The 17,510-nt window shown below is 43.5% G+C and carries 16 protein-coding genes and 4 pseudogenes; 4 read left to right on the top strand and 16 right to left on the bottom strand.

Annotated elements, in window-relative coordinates; translation table 11 throughout:
• Positions 1–75: 75 nt before the first annotated feature.
• The 9 genes from AC1IR0_RS09720 to exaC all read right to left on the bottom strand — a co-directional run bounded on the left by AC1IR0_RS09720 (position 76) and on the right by exaC (position 10,148).
• On the bottom strand, positions 76–1,452 hold the full coding sequence (locus tag AC1IR0_RS09720; RefSeq protein WP_479741352.1) for a phosphohexomutase domain-containing protein: 1,377 nt from the start codon (positions 1,450–1,452) through the stop codon (positions 76–78).
• A gap of 58 nt (positions 1,453–1,510) precedes the next feature.
• Positions 1,511–3,349 carry a glutamine--fructose-6-phosphate transaminase (isomerizing) gene (gene glmS / locus AC1IR0_RS09715; protein WP_312585572.1) on the bottom strand — a complete coding sequence of 613 codons (1,839 nt, stop codon included), beginning with the start codon at positions 3,347–3,349 and terminating at the stop codon, positions 1,511–1,513.
• An 11-nt stretch (positions 3,350–3,360) separates the two neighbouring features.
• Positions 3,361–4,725, bottom strand: a complete 1,365-nt coding sequence (gene glmU / locus AC1IR0_RS09710; RefSeq protein WP_312585571.1) for a bifunctional UDP-N-acetylglucosamine diphosphorylase/glucosamine-1-phosphate N-acetyltransferase GlmU — start codon at positions 4,723–4,725, stop codon at positions 3,361–3,363.
• Positions 4,726–4,745: 20 nt separating this feature from the next.
• Complete coding sequence (locus tag AC1IR0_RS09705) at positions 4,746–5,267, bottom strand: phosphatidylglycerophosphatase A family protein (protein ID WP_005105065.1); 522 nt, start codon at positions 5,265–5,267, stop codon at positions 4,746–4,748.
• Positions 5,245–6,162, bottom strand: a complete 918-nt coding sequence (thiL, locus tag AC1IR0_RS09700; RefSeq protein WP_479741351.1) for a thiamine-phosphate kinase — start codon at positions 6,160–6,162, stop codon at positions 5,245–5,247. Before thiL ends, AC1IR0_RS09705 begins: the two co-directional genes overlap by 23 nt.
• 17 nt (positions 6,163–6,179) lie before the next feature.
• Positions 6,180–6,629 carry a transcription antitermination factor NusB gene (nusB, locus tag AC1IR0_RS09695; RefSeq protein ID WP_004280924.1) on the bottom strand — a complete coding sequence of 150 codons (450 nt, stop codon included), beginning with the start codon at positions 6,627–6,629 and terminating at the stop codon, positions 6,180–6,182.
• A gap of 4 nt (positions 6,630–6,633) precedes the next feature.
• Positions 6,634–7,104, bottom strand: coding sequence for a 6,7-dimethyl-8-ribityllumazine synthase (gene ribH, locus AC1IR0_RS09690; protein WP_004280926.1), 471 nt, complete (start codon positions 7,102–7,104; stop codon positions 6,634–6,636).
• Positions 7,105–7,122: 18 nt separating this feature from the next.
• Positions 7,123–8,238, bottom strand: a complete 1,116-nt coding sequence (gene ribBA, locus AC1IR0_RS09685; RefSeq protein ID WP_004280927.1) for a bifunctional 3,4-dihydroxy-2-butanone-4-phosphate synthase/GTP cyclohydrolase II — start codon at positions 8,236–8,238, stop codon at positions 7,123–7,125.
• 398 nt (positions 8,239–8,636) lie between these two features.
• Positions 8,637–10,148 carry an acetaldehyde dehydrogenase ExaC gene (gene exaC / locus AC1IR0_RS09680; RefSeq protein WP_479741350.1) on the bottom strand — a complete coding sequence of 504 codons (1,512 nt, stop codon included), beginning with the start codon at positions 10,146–10,148 and terminating at the stop codon, positions 8,637–8,639.
• A 43-nt stretch (positions 10,149–10,191) separates the two neighbouring features.
• Here exaC and AC1IR0_RS09675 point away from each other — a divergent pair, with 43 nt between their 5' ends.
• Complete coding sequence (locus tag AC1IR0_RS09675; protein ID WP_265596808.1) at positions 10,192–10,320, top strand: hypothetical protein; 129 nt, start codon at positions 10,192–10,194, stop codon at positions 10,318–10,320.
• 172 nt (positions 10,321–10,492) lie between these two features.
• Here the strand turns inward: AC1IR0_RS09675 and AC1IR0_RS09670 are convergent, their stop codons facing one another.
• The gene (locus AC1IR0_RS09670; protein WP_409654216.1) at positions 10,493–11,455 is read right to left on the bottom strand and encodes an alpha/beta hydrolase; all 963 of its coding nucleotides are present in this window, start codon (positions 11,453–11,455) and stop codon (positions 10,493–10,495) included.
• A gap of 294 nt (positions 11,456–11,749) precedes the next feature.
• Here AC1IR0_RS09670 and AC1IR0_RS09665 point away from each other — a divergent pair, with 294 nt between their 5' ends.
• On the top strand, positions 11,750–13,450 hold the full coding sequence (locus AC1IR0_RS09665; RefSeq protein ID WP_479741349.1) for an NAD-dependent malic enzyme: 1,701 nt from the start codon (positions 11,750–11,752) through the stop codon (positions 13,448–13,450).
• Positions 13,451–14,121: 671 nt separating this feature from the next.
• Here the strand turns inward: AC1IR0_RS09665 and AC1IR0_RS09660 are convergent.
• From AC1IR0_RS09660 to AC1IR0_RS09650, 3 genes and pseudogenes are all read right to left on the bottom strand, one after another.
• Positions 14,122–14,358: a VF530 family protein gene (locus AC1IR0_RS09660; RefSeq protein WP_035268632.1), complete on the bottom strand. Its 237-nt coding sequence runs from the start codon at positions 14,356–14,358 to the stop codon at positions 14,122–14,124.
• A 115-nt stretch (positions 14,359–14,473) separates the two neighbouring features.
• A pseudogene (locus AC1IR0_RS09655) lies at positions 14,474–14,665 on the bottom strand (type II toxin-antitoxin system HipA family toxin); the annotation flags it as partial.
• A gap of 61 nt (positions 14,666–14,726) precedes the next feature.
• Positions 14,727–14,948 carry a helix-turn-helix transcriptional regulator gene (locus tag AC1IR0_RS09650; protein ID WP_479741348.1) on the bottom strand — a complete coding sequence of 74 codons (222 nt, stop codon included), beginning with the start codon at positions 14,946–14,948 and terminating at the stop codon, positions 14,727–14,729.
• A 75-nt stretch (positions 14,949–15,023) separates the two neighbouring features.
• Here AC1IR0_RS09650 and AC1IR0_RS09645 point away from each other — a divergent pair.
• Positions 15,024–16,171 (top strand): annotated as a pseudogene (locus tag AC1IR0_RS09645) (IS3 family transposase).
• 19 nt (positions 16,172–16,190) lie between these two features.
• Here AC1IR0_RS09645 and AC1IR0_RS09640 read toward each other — a convergent pair.
• Positions 16,191–16,262 (bottom strand): annotated as a pseudogene (locus AC1IR0_RS09640) (XRE family transcriptional regulator); the annotation flags it as partial.
• A 173-nt stretch (positions 16,263–16,435) separates the two neighbouring features.
• On the opposite strand from AC1IR0_RS09640, the pseudogene AC1IR0_RS09635 reads away from it, so the two are divergent.
• Positions 16,436–16,573, top strand: a pseudogene (locus AC1IR0_RS09635) (hypothetical protein); the annotation flags it as partial.
• 4 nt (positions 16,574–16,577) lie between these two features.
• On the opposite strand, the gene AC1IR0_RS09630 reads toward AC1IR0_RS09635, so the two are convergent.
• Both AC1IR0_RS09630 and AC1IR0_RS09625 read right to left on the bottom strand, forming a co-directional pair.
• Positions 16,578–16,838: a helix-turn-helix domain-containing protein gene (locus AC1IR0_RS09630; RefSeq protein ID WP_479741347.1), complete on the bottom strand. Its 261-nt coding sequence runs from the start codon at positions 16,836–16,838 to the stop codon at positions 16,578–16,580.
• 282 nt (positions 16,839–17,120) lie between these two features.
• On the bottom strand, positions 17,121–17,489 hold the full coding sequence (locus tag AC1IR0_RS09625; RefSeq protein WP_479741346.1) for an MbcA/ParS/Xre antitoxin family protein: 369 nt from the start codon (positions 17,487–17,489) through the stop codon (positions 17,121–17,123).
• Between the last annotated feature and the right edge of the window lie 21 nt (positions 17,490–17,510).

The raw sequence follows: 17,510 nt of genomic DNA, 5'->3' as shown, positions 1-17,510 counted from the left end.
AGGCCGGAAAAGTACCCTAAAAACTGGAGTCTTTTCTCTGGTTTAAAGGGCACTGTTTTTAGTTTTTTTGAGGACTTAAGCTTCGCCCTGGATCAGCTGAGTCAATTCATCGACATAGTCCTGCATTGGTCGCGGATTGTGATCCCGACGGCTTTCAATATTCAGACGCAATAGCGGTTCAGTATTCGATGCCCGCACATTAAAACGCCATGCACCAAAATTAAGACTGACCCCATCGGTCTGATCGATCTCCGGCTGCTGATTGGCATAATGATCGAAAAGTTTTTGGATGGTCGCTTGGGTATCGGCGACTTTAAAGTTGATTTCACCACTGCATGGGAACTTGGCGATCATCTCTTCTACCAAAGAAGATAAGGATTTTCCTGTTTCAGACAGTACTACTATCGCCAGTAACCATGGAATCATGCCGCTATCGCAATAGGCAAAGTCACGGAAATAATGATGTGCACTCATTTCACCGCCATAGGCCGCATTATGCTCACGCATCACATCTTTAATAAAGGCGTGACCTGATTTTGACTGAACCGTGATCCCTTGGTATTGTTCCACGATATCCAGGGTATTCCAGACCAAACGCGGATCATGTACAATTTTTTCGCCAGATTGCTTCAGCAAGAACGCTTGAGCCAGAAGGCCGACAATATAATAACCTTCAATGAACTGCCCTTTTTCATCGAACAGGAAGCAACGGTCAAAGTCGCCATCCCAGGCAATGCCCATATCCGCACCATGCTGAATGACCGCATCACGGGTGCTATCACGGTTTTCAACCAGAATTGGATTCGGGATGCCATTCGGGAAGTTACCATCGGCCTCATTATGAATTTTGACAAATTCAACCGGGATCTGTAGCTGTTGAAATTTCTGTTCAATCGCATCGACTACATGACCTGCGGCACCATTACCAGCATTCATCACCAGTTTCATCGGGCGGATTTTTGCCGGATCGATATAGGTCATCAGGTGGTCGATAAATTCTGGCAGGATATTATATTTTTCCGTATGACCTTTTTGGCTAACTTCAATGAATTGCCCTGATTCAGCCAAGGCCTGAATTTCTTTTAAGCCTGTATCTGCACTGATCGGACGGGCATTTTCACGCACCAGTTTCATCCCATTATAGTCCATTGGATTATGGCTGGCAGTAACTTCAATACCACCCTGAACATCCAGGTGGAAAGCTGCGAAATAAACTTCTTCGGTCCCGGTCATACCAAGATCCAGCACATTGACCCCGGCATCATTCAAGCCGCGAATGGTGGCCTGTTTTAGCTCTTCACTGCTGAGTCGTATATCACAACCAATGGCTACTGTTTTAGGTTGATAAATTTGTCCATAAGCCCGGCCAATTTTGTAGGCGATATCTTCATTGAGTTCTGTACCCAGTTTGCCACGAATATCATAGGCTTTGAAGCAAGTCAGTTTTGTCATTTAGAGGCTCTCCATTCAGAAGAAAAAGGCCGGTTCCCCAGCCTTGATTCAATTTTAATTATTCTACGGTAACCGATTTTGCCAGGTTGCGTGGCTGATCCACATCCGTACCACGTAGCACTGCCACATGATAGGAGAGTAACTGCACCGGGATGCTATACACAATCGATGCCAGTACTGCATTGACTGACGGAATATGTACCACATGCTGGCGTTCTTTGGCTTTAATGCCACTGTGCTCATCAGCAAAAACAAACAGTTCACCACCACGTGCCTGAACTTCTTCCATATTGGATTTGAGTTTGTCCAGCATGTCATCCTGTGGCGCCAGAATCACCACTGGCATGTCATTGTCGACCAGTGCCAATGGCCCATGTTTCAGTTCACCTGCAGCATAACCTTCCGCATGAATATATGAAATTTCTTTTAGCTTGAGTGCACCTTCCAGAGCGATCGGGAAGTGGGTGCCGCGGCCCAAGAACAGGCAGTGCTGCTTTTCAACAAACAGTTCAGAAAGGCGTAGAAGCTCATCATCATGACGCAAGGTATCCAGCATGACTTTAGGCATATGCCAAAGTCCTGTGGTAATTTCCGTCATTTGTTCTGTGGAAATAGTATTTTTTACAGAACCGATTTTCAGTACTAACAGCATCAATGCAGCAAGCTGGGTAGTAAAAGCTTTGGTTGAAGCCACACCAATTTCAGGGCCTGCTAGTGTCAACAGACTATGCTGAGTTTCACGCACCATCGAAGAGGTCGCCACGTTACAGATGGTCATCGTGGTAATGTCCAAGCCTTTGGCAGTTGCACGTTTCTGTGTATCACGTAAGGCAGCTAAAGTATCGGCAGTTTCACCAGACTGGGAAATACACACATATAGCGTGTTATTCACAATGACCGGAGTGCGATAACGGAACTCACTGGCAATCTCGACCTGGCAAGGCAGGTCAATCAGTTGTTCAAACCAGTATTTGGCGATCATACCGGCATGATAGCTGGTACCACAGGCAATAATCTGGATTTGCTGGATTTTTGAGAAGTCTTGTTCTGCACTGGCAAGGAAATCTTCACGCAGGTCATTGCCATTTAAAGCTTGGGAAATGGTCTGTTTGATCGCTTCAGGCTGCTCATAAATTTCTTTGAGCATGTAGTGCTTGTATTCACCTTTAGACGCATTGCTGACCGCAGCATCCAGTTCCTTGACCGGACGATCGACCAGTTGACCATCGACAAAGACTTCAATGGTGGTACGGGTCAAACGGGCAATATCACCTTCTTCCAGGTAGATAAAACGGTTGGTAATCGGTAGCAGAGCCAGCTGATCAGAACTAATAAAGTTCTCGCCAATACCGACACCAATGACGAGCGGAGAACCTTCACGTACGGTAATCAGCTCATCCGGGTGGTCAGTATGTACGATACCCAGTGCATAGGCACCTTTCAGTTGTGGAACCACCTGGCGTACAGCTTCTAACAGGCTCGGGGTAGATTTCAGCGCATCATTGATCAGATGGGCAACCACTTCAGTATCAGTCTGTGAGGTAAACACATAGCCTAAAGCTTCAAGATCATCTTTCAGTTCTTGGTAGTTTTCGATAATCCCGTTATGGACCACTGCTACATTTTCAGAAATATGCGGATGGGCATTTTCTTCAGTCGGTTTGCCATGGGTGGCCCAGCGTGTATGCGCAATGCCGAGTGAACCGCTAATCTGGGATTCATTCACAGCCTGTTCAAGGTTTGCAACCTTACCGACACGGCGTTCACGTAGGACTTGGCTGTTGTTAATGAGTGCCAAACCTGCTGAATCATAACCACGGTATTCCAGGCGTTTTAAGCCTTCAATCAAAATATTGGTAATGCTACGTTCTGCAATGCCACCAACGATACCACACATATTTGTTCCCCTTATTTCTTGATTTTTTGCGGACGTGGATAGTTTTCTTTGGCAAATTGCTTAGAGCGCTCTACTGCCAAACTGTTGTCTTCCACATCACGGGTAATCGTTGAGCCTGCACCCACTGTGGCGCCATTGCCAATTTTCACGGGTGCCACCAATGAACTGTTCGAGCCAATAAAGGCCTGATCACCAATAATCGTTTTAAATTTATTCGCACCATCATAATTACAGGTAATGGTCCCTGCACCGATGTTTGAGCCACTGCCAATTTCTGCATCACCCAGGTAGGTAAAATGGTTGGCTTTCGAACCTAGACCAATCGTGGTATTTTTGACTTCAACGAAGTTGCCGATATGCACTTCATTGGCCAGTTTTGCACCCGGACGCAGTCGTGCAAAAGGTCCAATCTGGGTATCTTCACCCACGATGGCGCTGTCGAAAATGCTATATGGCTGCACTTTAGTACCGGCTGCAATCTTGGTATTCTTGATAATACAGCCGGCGCCAATTTCAACGTTGTCGCCTAGCTCGCAATCACCTTCGATAATCACATTGATATCAATGCGGACATCCTGGCCAACAGTTAAATTGCCACGCAGGTCAAAGCGGCTTGGATCAATCAGATGTACACCTTGCTGCATCAGCTGTTTTGCTTGATAAGCCTGGAACTGACGCTCTAAAGCAGCCAACTGCACACGGTCATTTACCCCTTCAACTTCAAAAGCCTGCTCAGGTTCTACCGATGCAACTTGCATACCATCTGCCAAAGCCATCGCGACAATATCAGTCAGGTAATATTCACCCTGCGCATTGTCATTGCTTAAATTTGGCAGCCATTCATGTAATTTAGCATTGCTGACGGCATAAATACCGGTATTGATTTCCTTGATCTGACGCTGCTCTTCAGAGGCATCTTTATGTTCAACAATCGCTTGAATCTGATCATTTTCACGCACGATACGTCCATAGCCATTGGCATCAGGCAGAGTTAATGTCACTAGGCCGATACTAGTTGTTGCTGTCGCATCGAGTAATTTTTGCAAGGTCACAGGATTAATGCAGGGTACATCGCCGGAAAGAATCAGCGATACGCCGTCGTGAGGCAGGACAGGCAAGGTCATCTGCACCGCATGGCCGGTACCCAGCTGTTCAGCCTGTTCGACCCATTTAATCTCTTGTTGTGCAAATGCTGTTTGAACCCGGTCACCACCATGACCATAAATGGTAATAATATTATCTGCGTTTAATTTTTTTGCCGTTTCAATGACATGACCCAGTAAAGAACGTCCTGCAAGGGGTTGTAATACTTTCGGTAAGCTTGAACGCATACGCGTGCCTTTACCTGCAGCAAGAATAATAACAGTCGTTGACATGTTCTAATCCTAAATATGGCTTATGCCACGATGAAGTAAAAATAAAGCAAAATACAAAGAGCCGCCCAAAGGCCGGCAATAATGTCATCCAGCATGATGCCGAAGCCACCAGCCACTTGACGATCAATCACCCTGATCGGCCAAGGTTTCCAGATATCAAATAACCTGAACAGGGCAAAACCGACGAGCAACCATAACCAGTTCATCTGGCCTAAGTAGATCAGGGGCAAAAATGTGATGGATTGTCCGGCAAATTCATCCCAGACAATGCGTCCATCATCATGAACCCCCATGACTCTAGCAGTATGCCCGCAGATATATATGCCAACCAGGGACATGATGGCAATGGCAAAAACACTGTTTAGAAAACCAAGATGCAGCCAAATGGGAATAAATAAAAGTGCAAAGGCCGACCCAAAGGTACCGGGTGCTTTAGGTGCCAGACCGGAACCAAAACCAACCCCACTAAAGACAATCAGTCGGTCGATCCATGACATGGCTTTAAAATTAATCGCAGGTTTATGCAAAATGTTGATACCCATTAAATTGAAGTGAATGATCTACGCCATCTTTTTCAAAAGTTAAGCCGTGTTGCTGCTGAATTGTGCCGATTATACTAATCGAAACATCAAGTTGTTTTTGCAATAATTTTTCGTAATTTTGCGGGCTTATTGTAAAGCATAATTCGTAATCGTCGCCACCAGCGAGGACATATTGCCATTTTTGCTCATTGTTTAAGGCATGCAGGGTAGGACTGATCGGTAAGTTTTCGAGTTGCAGCTTTGCACCGACTTGAGAAGATTTGAGAATATGTCCAAGATCTTGTGCCAAACCATCCGAGATATCAATCATGCTATGCGCCAGACCTTTTAGGGCGGCACCGAGCTGACAACGTGGCGTTGGATAGTCCAGACGTTTTTGTAGTGGATGACCAAGATGCTGTAGTGCAAAAGCTGCATCACCGACAGTTCCACTGACACAGATCAAATCACCCGGTTTTGCACCTGAGCGTGTAATGGCTTGACCAATGTCCACCCAGCCTAATGCAGTAACAGACAGGGTTAAATGAGGACTTTGAGTGGTATCACCACCGATTAAGTTCACGCCAAATTGATCACAGCAATCATATAAACCCTGACTAAAAGCTTTTAGCCAGTCATGATCAATTTGGGGTAGGCTCAATGCGAGTAAAATACTGTGCGGGGTTGCGCCCATCGCAGCAATATCAGATAAATTGACAGCCACAGATTTCCAGCCAATCGCATGCGGATTGGTATTCATTGGAAAATGGCGTCCAGCAATCAGGGTGTCGGCACAGATGACCAGTTGTTGCTGTGAAGGGGGGGTGAGCAAGGCTGAATCGTCACCGACGCCTAAATCGACAGAATGGGCATTCTTGCGATTGAAATAGGTGTCGATAATCGAAAATTCAGCCATACAACAAATCTACGCTATTAGTTAGATTGCTGTTTTTCTGCTGCACGCAAAGTTGTCGCTAAACGATCCAATACACCATTGATGTATTTATGGCTATCGGCACCGCCAAAATGTTTAGCCAACTCGATCGCTTCATCTAGAACGACGCGATATGGAATCTCAAGATGTTCTTTAAGTTCATATGCACCAAGACGAAGGGTCGCAAGTTCAACACCGTCAAGTGCAGAAAGTTCGCGATCGAGTACCGGGATTAAGAGCGCATCCAATGCTTCATGATTGGCAACCACTTGAGTCAACAATTCATGATAATAGCTCAGATCCACTTTGTGCATGGCATTTTCCACACGCGTACGTGCTTCAATCTCATGCACCGGATTGTGGCTCATTTGCCATTCATAAATTCCTTGTACAGCAAAGCGACGTGCTTTACGTTTTGCTGCATAAGTTGCTTGAAGTGTTTGCGACATAGCGTTAAATAGCCTTTAACAAGTTAACCATTTCAATCGCAGTCAGGGCAGCTTCGCTACCTTTATTGCCTGCTTTTGTTCCAGAGCGTTCAATCGCTTGTTCAATACTGTCCGTAGTGAGTACACCGTTAATGACAGGCAAGCCAGTGTCGAGGCCAACTACCCCCAAACCTTTGGCACATTCGCCTGCAACGAAATCGAAGTGAGGCGTGCTACCACGAATCACGGCGCCAAGCGCGATGATGGCATCGAAACGATCTGAAGCTGCCAGTTTTTTCGCAACGACAGGAAGTTCCCAGGCACCAGGTGCATGAACAACAGTGATATTATCCTCTGATACACCATGACGTTTCAATGTATCAATGGCACCTTCTAACAGATGTTCAACCACAAAGCTGTTAAAACGACCAACTAAAATCGCATAACGGTCTTCGTTCGCGAGATGTAACATACCTTCAATACGGCGAACTGCCATAACAACCTCGATGATTTCTTAAGATGTTTGTTGTGCGGTGATGTATTCCACCACTTCTAAGTTAAAGCCTGACAGGGCATTGAAACGCAATGGAGAGCTCAGCAGCTTCATTTTTTCAACGCCTAGATCACGCAAAATTTGTGCACCCACACCAATGGTCTGATACTGCTGAGACAGTGCAGAATTTGATTTTACATTTTTTGGCGCTTTAAGGGTATCTAATGCTGGACCCAAATCCTGTAAATGGCGCTGGCCAATCCAGACCAAGACACCACGATCACTATTGGAAATTTCTTTCAGGGCACGATCCAGGTTCCAGGCCGGCTCGCCATCCTGTTTCTTCAGTTTGAGCAAGTCGCGGGTCGGGTTAAAACCATGTACACGTACTGTGGTCACACCCTCTTTAGGCTCACCTTTGACCAGGGCCAGATGGATATCCGGGTTACCCAGTTCACGATAGCGGTACAGGTCAAAGCTGCCGTATTCAGTCTCAATACTTTGTTGATCGATACGCTCTACCGTTTGCTCGTTGGTCATGCGGTAATGAATCAGATCGGCAATCGTACCGATTTTCAGGCCATGCTTTTCAGCAAACACTTCAAGATCGGGACGGCGCGCCATCGTGCCATCTTCATTGATGATTTCACAAATGACTGATGCTGGTTCCAGTCCTGCTAAACGAGAAAGATCGCAACCTGCCTCAGTATGTCCGGCACGGTGCAATACACCGCCTGGCTGCGCCATCAGCGGGAAGATATGTCCCGGCTGTACAATATCTGCCGGTTTGGCATGAGCAGCCACAGCAGTTTGAATTGTATGGGCACGTTCAGCCGGAGAAATACCGGTAGAAATACCTTCAGCCGCTTCAATCGACAGGGTGAAGTTGGTTCCATGCTGGGCACCGTTGGCATCTACCATCAACGGCAGATTCAACTGCTGACAACGCTCTTTACTTAAAGTCAGGCAGACCAGACCACGTGCATGGGTGATCATGAAGTTGATGTCTTCAGGACGTACGTGTGTGGCAGCAATCACCAAATCGCCTTCATTTTCACGGTCTTCATCATCCATCAGGATGACCATTTTTCCTGCACGGATATCTGCTACAAGCTCTTCAACAGTATTGAGCGGCATCAACCTTCACCTTCTTTTTTGATCTTGATCAGACCGAATCATGACATTATTGGGTACATAGTCTAACGCTTTTTGCGCAATTTTGCCTATGCTTATTGCTTTCCCTCTAGTAGTTCATTGTTATACACAGTCTTGATAAACATGAAAAGCCGACTTTAAATGAAAGCCTGAGCTTTATGCAGGTTTTTTGAGCAATTAAAAAGCATAAAAAATGAGAAACTTAGGTGAAATCAACATAAGCCCAGACATTAAGGCGTTTTCAGAAAGTATTTTAATTTATTGTCAGTCATTCAATGGAATTCTGGACGAACAATGCTGGAAAATTTTACCTAGTATTAAAATTTTAAAAAATATCAGGTTAAAAGCGAACCGAAGTCCGCTTTTAATCATCAGGTTGTTTAGAAGAAACCAGCCGGTTTGGTTGAATAACTCACCAGCAGGTTTTTGGTCTGTTGATAATGATCCAGCATCATTCTGTGATTCTCACGACCAATCCCTGATTTTTTATAGCCACCGAAAGCCGCATGTGCAGGATAAATATGATAACAGTTGGTCCAGACCCGACCCGCTTGAATCGCGCGTCCTGCACGGTAGGAGGTATGCGCTGAGCGTGACCAGACACCGGCACCTAAACCATAAATCGTATCATTGGCAATCTTGATCGCATCATCAAAGTCTTTAAAGGTGGTCACAGCCAGTACAGGCCCGAAGATTTCTTCCTGGAAGGTCTTCATGTCATTGGTGCCTTTAAAGATGGTCGGTTCAATATAGAAACCTTGACCGACTTCCTGACGTGCTTCACCACCGGTCAGGATCTGTGCACCTTCTTCACGGCCAGTGGCAATACAGCCCAGAATCTTGTCCTGCTGTTCCTGTGAGGCTTGCGCACCAATCATGGTGTCAGTATCCAGGGGATGACCAGTCTTAATCCGTTGCACCCGCTCTACTGCACGCGCCAGAAATTCATCGGCAATACTTTCCTGTACCAAGGCCCGGGAAGGGCAGGTACAGATTTCACCCTGGTTCAGGGCAAACATGGCAAAGCCTTCCAGAGCTTTATCCAGATAATCGTCTTCCTGATCCATGATGTCGGCAAAGAAAAGATTTGGTGATTTACCGCCGAGTTCCAGCGTTACCGGAATAATATTTTCAGTTGCATACTGCATTATCATTTGGCCGACGGCAGTCGAGCCGGTAAAGGCAATCTTGGCAATACGGGGATTGGTCGCCAGCGGACGGCCGACTTCGACCCCGTAGCCATTGACGATGTTCAACACGCCCGGTGGCAAAATGTCCTGAATCAGTTCAGCGAGCACCAGAATACTGACCGGGGTCTGTTCTGCAGGTTTCAGCACAATACAGTTGCCTGCAGCCAGGGCAGGTGCCAGTTTCCAGGCGGCCATCAGAATCGGGAAGTTCCAGGGAATGATTTGTCCGACTACACCAAGCGGTTCATGAAAATGGTAGGCGATGGTATCTTCATCAATTTCGGAAATGCCGCCTTCCTGGGCACGGATACAGCCGGCAAAATAACGGAAATGGTCAATGGCCAATGGAATATCGGCAGCCAGCGTTTCACGGATCGGTTTGCCATTGTCCCAGGTTTCTGCCACAGCCAGCAGTTCCAGATTTTGTTCTAAGCGATCTGCAATTTTCAACAGAATATTGGAACGGGTGGTCGGCGAAGACCGGTTCCATTGTTCTTTGGCTTTATGCGCTGCATCAAGTGCCAATTCAATGTCTTCTACAGAAGAGCGCGGCACTTTGGTAAAGACTTTGCCATCTACCGGAGAGATATTGTCAAAGTATTCACCTTTGACCGGAGTGACCCATTCGCCACCAATGAAATTATCGTATTGTGCTTTAAATTGAATTTTTGAACCGTCAGTATTGGGGTCTGCATAACGCATAATCTATTCCTTTATATGATTGTTAGTGGTGCAGGCTGAGCGCATGTTGCTGATCAAAAATATAGGCGCTTCTGCATTCAGCTCTACTATAAAGAGGGAAAAAGACGGGCGGTTGTTTGTTTACAGGCTTGCTACAAAAGACAATATTTGGAGACAAGCAGTAGAAGAATAAAAGTTATAAATTATCAAGCCTTAAATTTAAAAACAATGAGTTATAGTGGTTATAAAACATCGAAAGATTGGCATATTTTCAATGCACTTGATTACATTTCGACCTAGTCATGATTCAAAAGAAGCCAGGCAAGAGAAATGAGGGTAAGTTTCATTTCTTCTTCCGCGTTTATCTAAAGTCCTTTGTCATGCAGCCATTGAAACAGTTGCTGATAAACCTGCTCACGAACAGATTGCTCTGAAAGTACCAGATCATGTAAACCGTTCTGAATACTTTGAACCGTGACATCGCCTTTAATTTTTTTGGCATATTTCTGAATGTCTTTAATGCCTAGAATTACATCGCTGCTCTGTGCTGCTTTGTCCCATTTTTTAGGATATAAGGTTTGATGCGAATGCATGATCAATACCGGAACATCGAGCTGAACACCGCGATGAATTTCTTTCTGTGCCTCATGAATGGCACGAATAAAACTGATCCGAACCATCGGGTAGCGGGTCTTTTTCCAGTCCAGACTGAAGTCCCATTCGCCTTTTAAATCCTTATGCAGGCTGGTGGCATACCACTTGTTCAGCTCGCTTGGAAATTTAAGATTGGGAAAAATTTTAGCCAGTCTGCTCAGTTGCGGAATGCCAAGCGCACGTTTGATTGGATTCATATTGAAGTCATAAAATGGACTATTGACCCAAAGCGCTTTGATTAAAGGGTGCTGCGGATGATGTGCCGCATATAAGGTCGTGGTCAGGCCGCCGGTAGAATGACCACAGAGCAGGGCAGCATCGTGGCCCTCAGCTGCTATAATGTCGAGGGCTTGGGTAATTTCTGCATTATATTCAGCTAGGTCATAGACGTTATAATATTTTTGATGCGGCAGAATCGACCGTCCGTACTTTCTTAAATCCAGCGCATAAAAATCAAAACCATGCTGATTAAAGCGCTCTGCCATTTCGGTCTGAAAAAAATAATCGATAAAGCCGTGAATATATAAAACTGCTTTTTTTGTGGGTTGGGCTGCTTTTTTACGGATCAGGGTTGCTACGACTTTGCCCTCATAATCATCGGGAAAGTTTAAGGTCGCTTGTTCATAGCCTGTCCCCAGAATATCGAGCTGATAAAGCGGTTGCAGTTCACTCATTTTTATACTCGTTCATCTTATTAAATTTATGCTTTATCCTTGATGAGCTGAGGTTTTTTGTCAAACAGATCTTGCTACTTATTTGGATTAATAAAACCAATACCGGTTCATGTTAAAATCAACCCCGAACGTATGCTAAAAAAAGAGTGTTATCAGATTATAAAATCCTGCTAAAAGTATTATCAATTTACTAAATGACCTAATAGCTCAGAATCAGGCTAAGCTATATAAAATAACCAAAGTGATGTGACTGTTTTGGCAGAATTGCCGAATATTGATTAGATGAGTTAAATAATGCCAAGAGAAAATTTGAACAGTAAACGCCCCTTATATATTCCTTATGCTGGAAATACTCTGCTAGAACTCCCACTACTCAATAAAGGCTCTGCATTTTCTGAAGAAGAGCGCAGAAGTTTTAATTTACATGGTTTGATTCCTCATGTTACCGAGACCATTGAAGAACAAAGTCAGCGTTCTTATCAGCAGTATTGTGCTTTTAGCAGTGATATTAACAAGCATATTTATCTGCGAAATATTCAGGATACCAATGAGACCCTGTTTTATCATCTGATTGAAAATCACCTTAGCGAGATGATGCCGATTATTTATACTCCGACTGTGGGTGAAGCATGTCAGCGCTTTTCTGATATCTATCGCCGTCATCGTGGGATTTTTATTTCCTATCCTGACCGTAATCAGATCGATCATATTATTCACAATATCAACAAAAAGAACGTGAAAGTGATTGTGATCACGGATGGTGAGCGCATTTTGGGTCTTGGAGATCAAGGCATTGGTGGTATGGGGATTCCAATTGGAAAACTGGCACTCTACACCGCGTGTGGCGGGATTAGCCCGGCTTATACCTTGCCAATTACCCTTGATGTCGGTACCAATAATCAGCAGTTGTTGAATGACCCGATTTATATGGGCTGGCGTGAACCGCGAATCAGCGGCGATGAATACTATGCCTTTGTTGAGATGGTGATTCAGGCGATTCAACAGCGCTGGCCAGATGCCTTAATTCAGTTTGAAGACTTTGCACAGAAAAATGCCATGCCTTTACTGGAAAAATACCGTGATCGAATCTGTTGTTTTAATGATGATATTCAGGGCACCGCAGCAGTGTCTGTGGGCAGCCTGATTGCTGCTTCGCGCGCAGCAGGCAAACTGCTCAAAGATCAGGTGGTTACTTTCCTGGGCGCAGGTTCAGCCGGTTGCGGGATTGCAGAACAGATCATTAAGCAAATGGTTGCTGAGGGCTTGAGTGATGCCGAAGCACGTGCACGCGTATTTATGGTCGACCGCTTTGGCCTGATCACTGAAAATCAGCCGAATTTATTGGATTTCCAGCGCAAACTGGCACAGCCGCTTGAAAATGTAGAAAGCTGGGCAGATGCAGAGAGCATGATTTCTCTGCTAGATGTAGTTAAGCGTGCCAAACCGACGGTATTGATTGGTGTATCTGGACAGCCGGGTTTATTCACTCAGGAAGTGATTGAAGCCATGGCTGAAAATAGTGTACAACCGATTATTTTCCCTTTATCCAACCCGACTTCCCGCGTAGAAGCTGTTCCAGCCGATATCTTGCAATGGACCAATGGCAGAGCATTGATTGCGACGGGTAGCCCATTTGCACCAGTGAATTATCAGGGACAGATTCATCATATTTCCCAATGCAATAACTCTTATATTTTCCCGGGTATCGGTTTGGGTGTGGTTGCTTCAGGTGCGAAACGTGTCACGGATAATATGCTGATGGCCTCGAGTAATGCCTTGGCGGACTGTTCTCCGAAACTGAAAGATCCTCAGGCAGATTTATTGCCGAATCTGGATTGTTTACAGTCAATTTCGAAGCAGATTGCCTTAAAAGTGGCACTTGCTGCGATTGAAGACGGAGTAGCACCGAAAGTCAGTGTAGAAGAATTGCAGCTAGCAATAGAGCATAATTTCTGGACACCGCAATACCGTGATTATCAGCGAATTACCTTTTAATTATATTGAAGATGGATTCTTATCATCGCTAGTTTTTTTGCGCTAGCCTGCTTTCATCTGATTCATTGATGGAATATCAAAAAGCCCTGATCTTTTGATGAGGGCTTTTTTATTGCCGTAGGGGGGGTACTATGGTCACATCTTGGTTATAAAATCAGAAAGTACTTTAAGAATTTGTTATTGAGTGAAACAAAAATGAAAGGATCATTTAAAAAAATAACATCAACATAAAAAAAGCCCCGATCTTTCGATCAGGGCTTTTTTAGAATCTGGAGCGGGAAAGGAGACTCGAACTCCCGACCCCAACCTTGGCAAGGTCACCGATATTTATTCCATTAAATTACATTAATTATAAGTATATGATTTAATTGGTGGTATGTGGTTTTTGGTAGGGTGAATTTTTGATGAATTTAGATCATTTAATGTTATTTTGGTCACTTTATTTTAGACGTTTTAGTTTATAAAAGTCACCTATGTTTTGATCCTGATTTTTCATATTAATAATAACATTATATTGTTTAATATAATGATTATTAATAATTTATAAATCGACTACAACATGTAGTAGCGAAGATGCTCAAAATGCACTTACTACGTAACATCAGTTAAATAAAGTCTCCCACAAACCCGGTACGGTTCAAATTTTATGATGAGAGGGGTGTTGCCTGGGGCTACAGTTTCTGTTTTGCCTTTTGGCGTAAGACGTACAAATATAAGCTTTCTACTTTTTCACGTGCCCATGGTGTGGTACGCAAGAATCGCAATGATGATTTAACACTTGGGTCTATGCAAAAACATCTAATTTCAATTTTACGACTTAAACCTTCAAAGCCACCGTAGTAATCCAATAATTCATCCAAAATGTCAGCAAGTTTTTTGCCGTGTAAAGGGTCATTGGAGGTGTTCATAATAGATCAATCGTATTTTGGGTGGTCATTATTATAACCTGGGCTAGTTGGAAAACTAGAGAGTTGGAATGTAGGTAATGATGGACTGAATAACCACCAAAATTCTGGAGCACACCCAACCATAGGGTGATGCATCATATATATGACTTGGTAATCCCATTTGCTGTGTAGGAAAGTTTTTTCTTAATGGGTCACCTTTTAACGGAAGTAGGTAAGAGGAAAGCTCTAAACCTTTACGGATCGCTTCAGCACTGTATTCAAAGGCAATTAATGGTTGACCTGTGATTGCTGTTGAGGAGACCAGTATACCCTAAAGCCAATATTCACCCCATCCATTGTAGTAAACATTAAATTTTTCGAGCATGGATTTATTTCCTTTTGATACGTTGGCGAGCCGTATTACTCTCATAGCGAAGAATATCATCTACACTGTTTAAATGAGGTTTGAAGAGTTCCTCTAATTCTTGTAATCGGCCCAGGACCATGGCAACGCGTACTAAATTTTCAAATGAAACATTTCGACCTGCTTCTAGATTGGATACTGTATTCACACCAATACCAGCACGTGCAGCAACATCTGCCTGAGTCATTTCCAGATAAATGAATAGCCACTAATTTTGTAGACACCTTTTAGTTAGATAAAATGGCTAATTAACGAGGTGCTTATGAGCAGTAAACGATATCCTGAAGAATTCAAAATTGAAGCAGTAAAGCAAGTTACCGAGAAAGGTTATAGTGTGGCCGAGGTTGCTGCGCGTTTAGGTACAACTACACATAGTTTATATGCCTGGATTAAACGCTATGATCCTCAATAACCCAAAGTTACTCAATCAGCAGATCCAACTGCAGAGCTAGCAAAGCTCAGAAAAGAACTGCAAAGAGTAACTGAAGAACGGGACATCTTAAAAAAGGCCGCGGTGTACTTCGCAAGCCAGTCCAAATGAGGTACGCCTTTATTCGGGACAACCAGCATATATGGCCGATCCGTCGTTTGTGTTCAACTCTAGATGTTCATCATAGTGGTTATTATGCATGGCTAAAGCAGCCTATCAGCAAGACAGCCCAGAAACGGCAACAACTTTCAGGACTGATTAAACAGTTTTGGTTAGAATCTGGTGGGGTTTACGGCTATCGCAAGATTTACTGTGATCTGAAAGATGTTGGTGAGAATTGTGGGATTAATCGAGTGCATCGGTTGATGAAAGTTGATGGACTTAAATCACAGCGTGGCTATCGCAAACCTAGAACTCATGCAGGTACTCCGTCGGTTGTTGCTGCAAACACTTTAGACCGCCAATTTAATCCAGCACAGCCGAACCAACTATGGGTGACTGATATTACCTATATTCGTACCCATGAAGGATGGCTGTATCTCGCAGTGGTAATCGACCTGTTCTCACGACTTGTAGTTGGCTGGTCTATGAAATCCAGAATTACGACAGATCTGGTTTTAGATGCGTTATTAATGGCTCTATGGCGGAGAAAACCACAGAATAAAGTTCTGATTCACTCTGACCAAGGCAGTCAATATACGAGCCATGAATGGCAAACATTCCTTAAGCAGCACAATCTGGAATGTAGTATGAGTCGCAGAGGAAATTGCCATGATAATGCTGTTGCTGAGAGTTTCTTTCAGTTGTTAAAGCGAGAAAGAATTAAGAAGAAACTATATGCATCAAGAACTGAAGCTAGGTCTGATATCTTTGAATATATTGAGATGTTCTACAATTCAAAACGCAGACATGGTTCCAATGGTCAGCGTTCTCCATTAGATTATGAAAAGGCCCATCAAAAGATGGTTAGGTGTGTCTAGAATTTTGGTGGCTATTCAAAAGTCGTTCTTTACGAAGCCTCTCATATAATAATCCAACAACTTCTTCAGGTTTTCTGAATCTTAAATCCATAATATTGGGTCTTATGTTTGGATATGGCTATTAAGCCACAAAATAATGGAGTTATAAAATGTGTCGGTTGATCGGTGAAAAGGTGCTTTATTGGGTGATTAGATCCTATTAGATTAAAGAAGTCTAATTAGACATTTACAATCTAATAGCGTCTAACAACTTGCTTTAAGCTCAATCAGTTTCGCGTGGTGTCGCGAGGAACTGGGATTTGCTATCAGGTCAATCTGGAATATCTGGCACAAGTGGTCTGGAGCAACGAGGTTGATGGGCAGGGCTTTGCCTTTTCTGATACCTTATTCGGTACCGATTCACAATTTATTCATCATATTCTGAAAATATTTCTTCAATTTCATCCCACTGCGGCAATTTATGCTTTTTTTTATTCACTTCGAATTGTAAACCAACACCATTAAGCACACGTTCAAATATGTCAAATGAACCTGTAAAATGGCCATTTTCCATCTCTGAAATTGTTGTTTTATTGACTTGAGTTTTTTCTGCAAGGCTTTTCTGTGTATAGCCTAACCCTTTTCTTGCCAAACGTATTTCTTTACCTATTTCACCTCGTGTAGCCATTTTTTCTCCCGAAATTTGTTAGCTATATAGCAAACTTTTAACTAATTATGGTTAATGTTCGCTATATAGCAAACTTTTATAATGATTCTTGAATAGCTAAATTGAACTTATAAGATTCAATTTAGCCTCGAATTAGGTTAATAGAATCCATATATGTATGACAGTTCTCAATAATGAGGCAGTTGTATACCTCTTGAGAAGAGGAACTTCTTATACCTTGAATTTGAATTATTAGACAAAATTATGACTTTTAATTTTCTGTGTAATGAAGCTTTGTATTTCTTAATATTTACCCTGAAGCCGAAGTCCTTCGACTACGTTTAATACAGTAGCTAATCCCTGAGTAGTCTGAATCTGTTTTATCGGAATGCCTTTGGTTAGCTTATTTGGTGACTTCATAAAATGCTGCATCCATTTAGCCTCTCCACCTGTTAGAGCATCTAGTGATATCGCAATACGAATTAAAATAATTGCGAGTTCTCCCTGACTTGAATCGGGATCTAACTCAAGCGAATTTAAAGTTTCCACTGAATCTAAATTGAGAGCGATAGCAAGCTGGCTCTGTGTCAAACCAAGTTGTTTTGCAGATGATAAAACAGCTTTAGCTAATACCTTTTTTTGTTTTGCAATTTTTTCTGGTGTTTTATGCATGACTGATCTCTGTTTCAGACG

Source organism: Acinetobacter sp. 129952 (assembly GCF_056642055.1).
The sequence above is the reverse complement of the archived record's forward strand: the minus strand, read 5'-3'. Positions and strand labels throughout refer to the sequence as shown.

Excerpts from the sequence above, each read along its gene's own strand:
- nusB (WP_004280924.1), bottom strand. The coding sequence starts at position 6,629 with ATGTCGCAAACACTTCAAGCAACTTATGCAGCAAAACGTAAAGCACGT.
- AC1IR0_RS09625 (WP_479741346.1), bottom strand. The coding sequence starts at position 17,489 with ATGCATAAAACACCAGAAAAAATTGCAAAACAAAAAAAGGTATTAGCT.
- AC1IR0_RS09670 (WP_409654216.1), bottom strand. The coding sequence starts at position 11,455 with ATGAGTGAACTGCAACCGCTTTATCAGCTCGATATTCTGGGGACAGGC.
- AC1IR0_RS09660 (WP_035268632.1), bottom strand. The coding sequence starts at position 14,358 with ATGAACACCTCCAATGACCCTTTACACGGCAAAAAACTTGCTGACATT.
- ribH (WP_004280926.1), bottom strand. The coding sequence starts at position 7,104 with ATGGCAGTTCGCCGTATTGAAGGTATGTTACATCTCGCGAACGAAGAC.
- glmU (WP_312585571.1), bottom strand. The coding sequence starts at position 4,725 with ATGTCAACGACTGTTATTATTCTTGCTGCAGGTAAAGGCACGCGTATG.
- exaC (WP_479741350.1), bottom strand. The coding sequence starts at position 10,148 with ATGCGTTATGCAGACCCCAATACTGACGGTTCAAAAATTCAATTTAAA.
- AC1IR0_RS09705 (WP_005105065.1), bottom strand. The coding sequence starts at position 5,267 with ATGGGTATCAACATTTTGCATAAACCTGCGATTAATTTTAAAGCCATG.
- AC1IR0_RS09630 (WP_479741347.1), bottom strand. The coding sequence starts at position 16,838 with ATGGCTACACGAGGTGAAATAGGTAAAGAAATACGTTTGGCAAGAAAA.
- AC1IR0_RS09675 (WP_265596808.1), top strand. The coding sequence starts at position 10,192 with ATGTTGCTGATCAAAAATATAGGCGCTTCTGCATTCAGCTCTACTATA.
- AC1IR0_RS09720 (WP_479741352.1), bottom strand. The coding sequence starts at position 1,452 with ATGACAAAACTGACTTGCTTCAAAGCCTATGATATTCGTGGCAAACTG.
- AC1IR0_RS09665 (WP_479741349.1), top strand. The coding sequence starts at position 11,750 with ATGCCAAGAGAAAATTTGAACAGTAAACGCCCCTTATATATTCCTTAT.
- AC1IR0_RS09650 (WP_479741348.1), bottom strand. The coding sequence starts at position 14,948 with ATGACTCAGGCAGATGTTGCTGCACGTGCTGGTATTGGTGTGAATACA.
- thiL (WP_479741351.1), bottom strand. The coding sequence starts at position 6,162 with ATGGCTGAATTTTCGATTATCGACACCTATTTCAATCGCAAGAATGCC.
- ribBA (WP_004280927.1), bottom strand. The coding sequence starts at position 8,238 with ATGCCGCTCAATACTGTTGAAGAGCTTGTAGCAGATATCCGTGCAGGA.
- glmS (WP_312585572.1), bottom strand. The coding sequence starts at position 3,349 with ATGTGTGGTATCGTTGGTGGCATTGCAGAACGTAGCATTACCAATATT.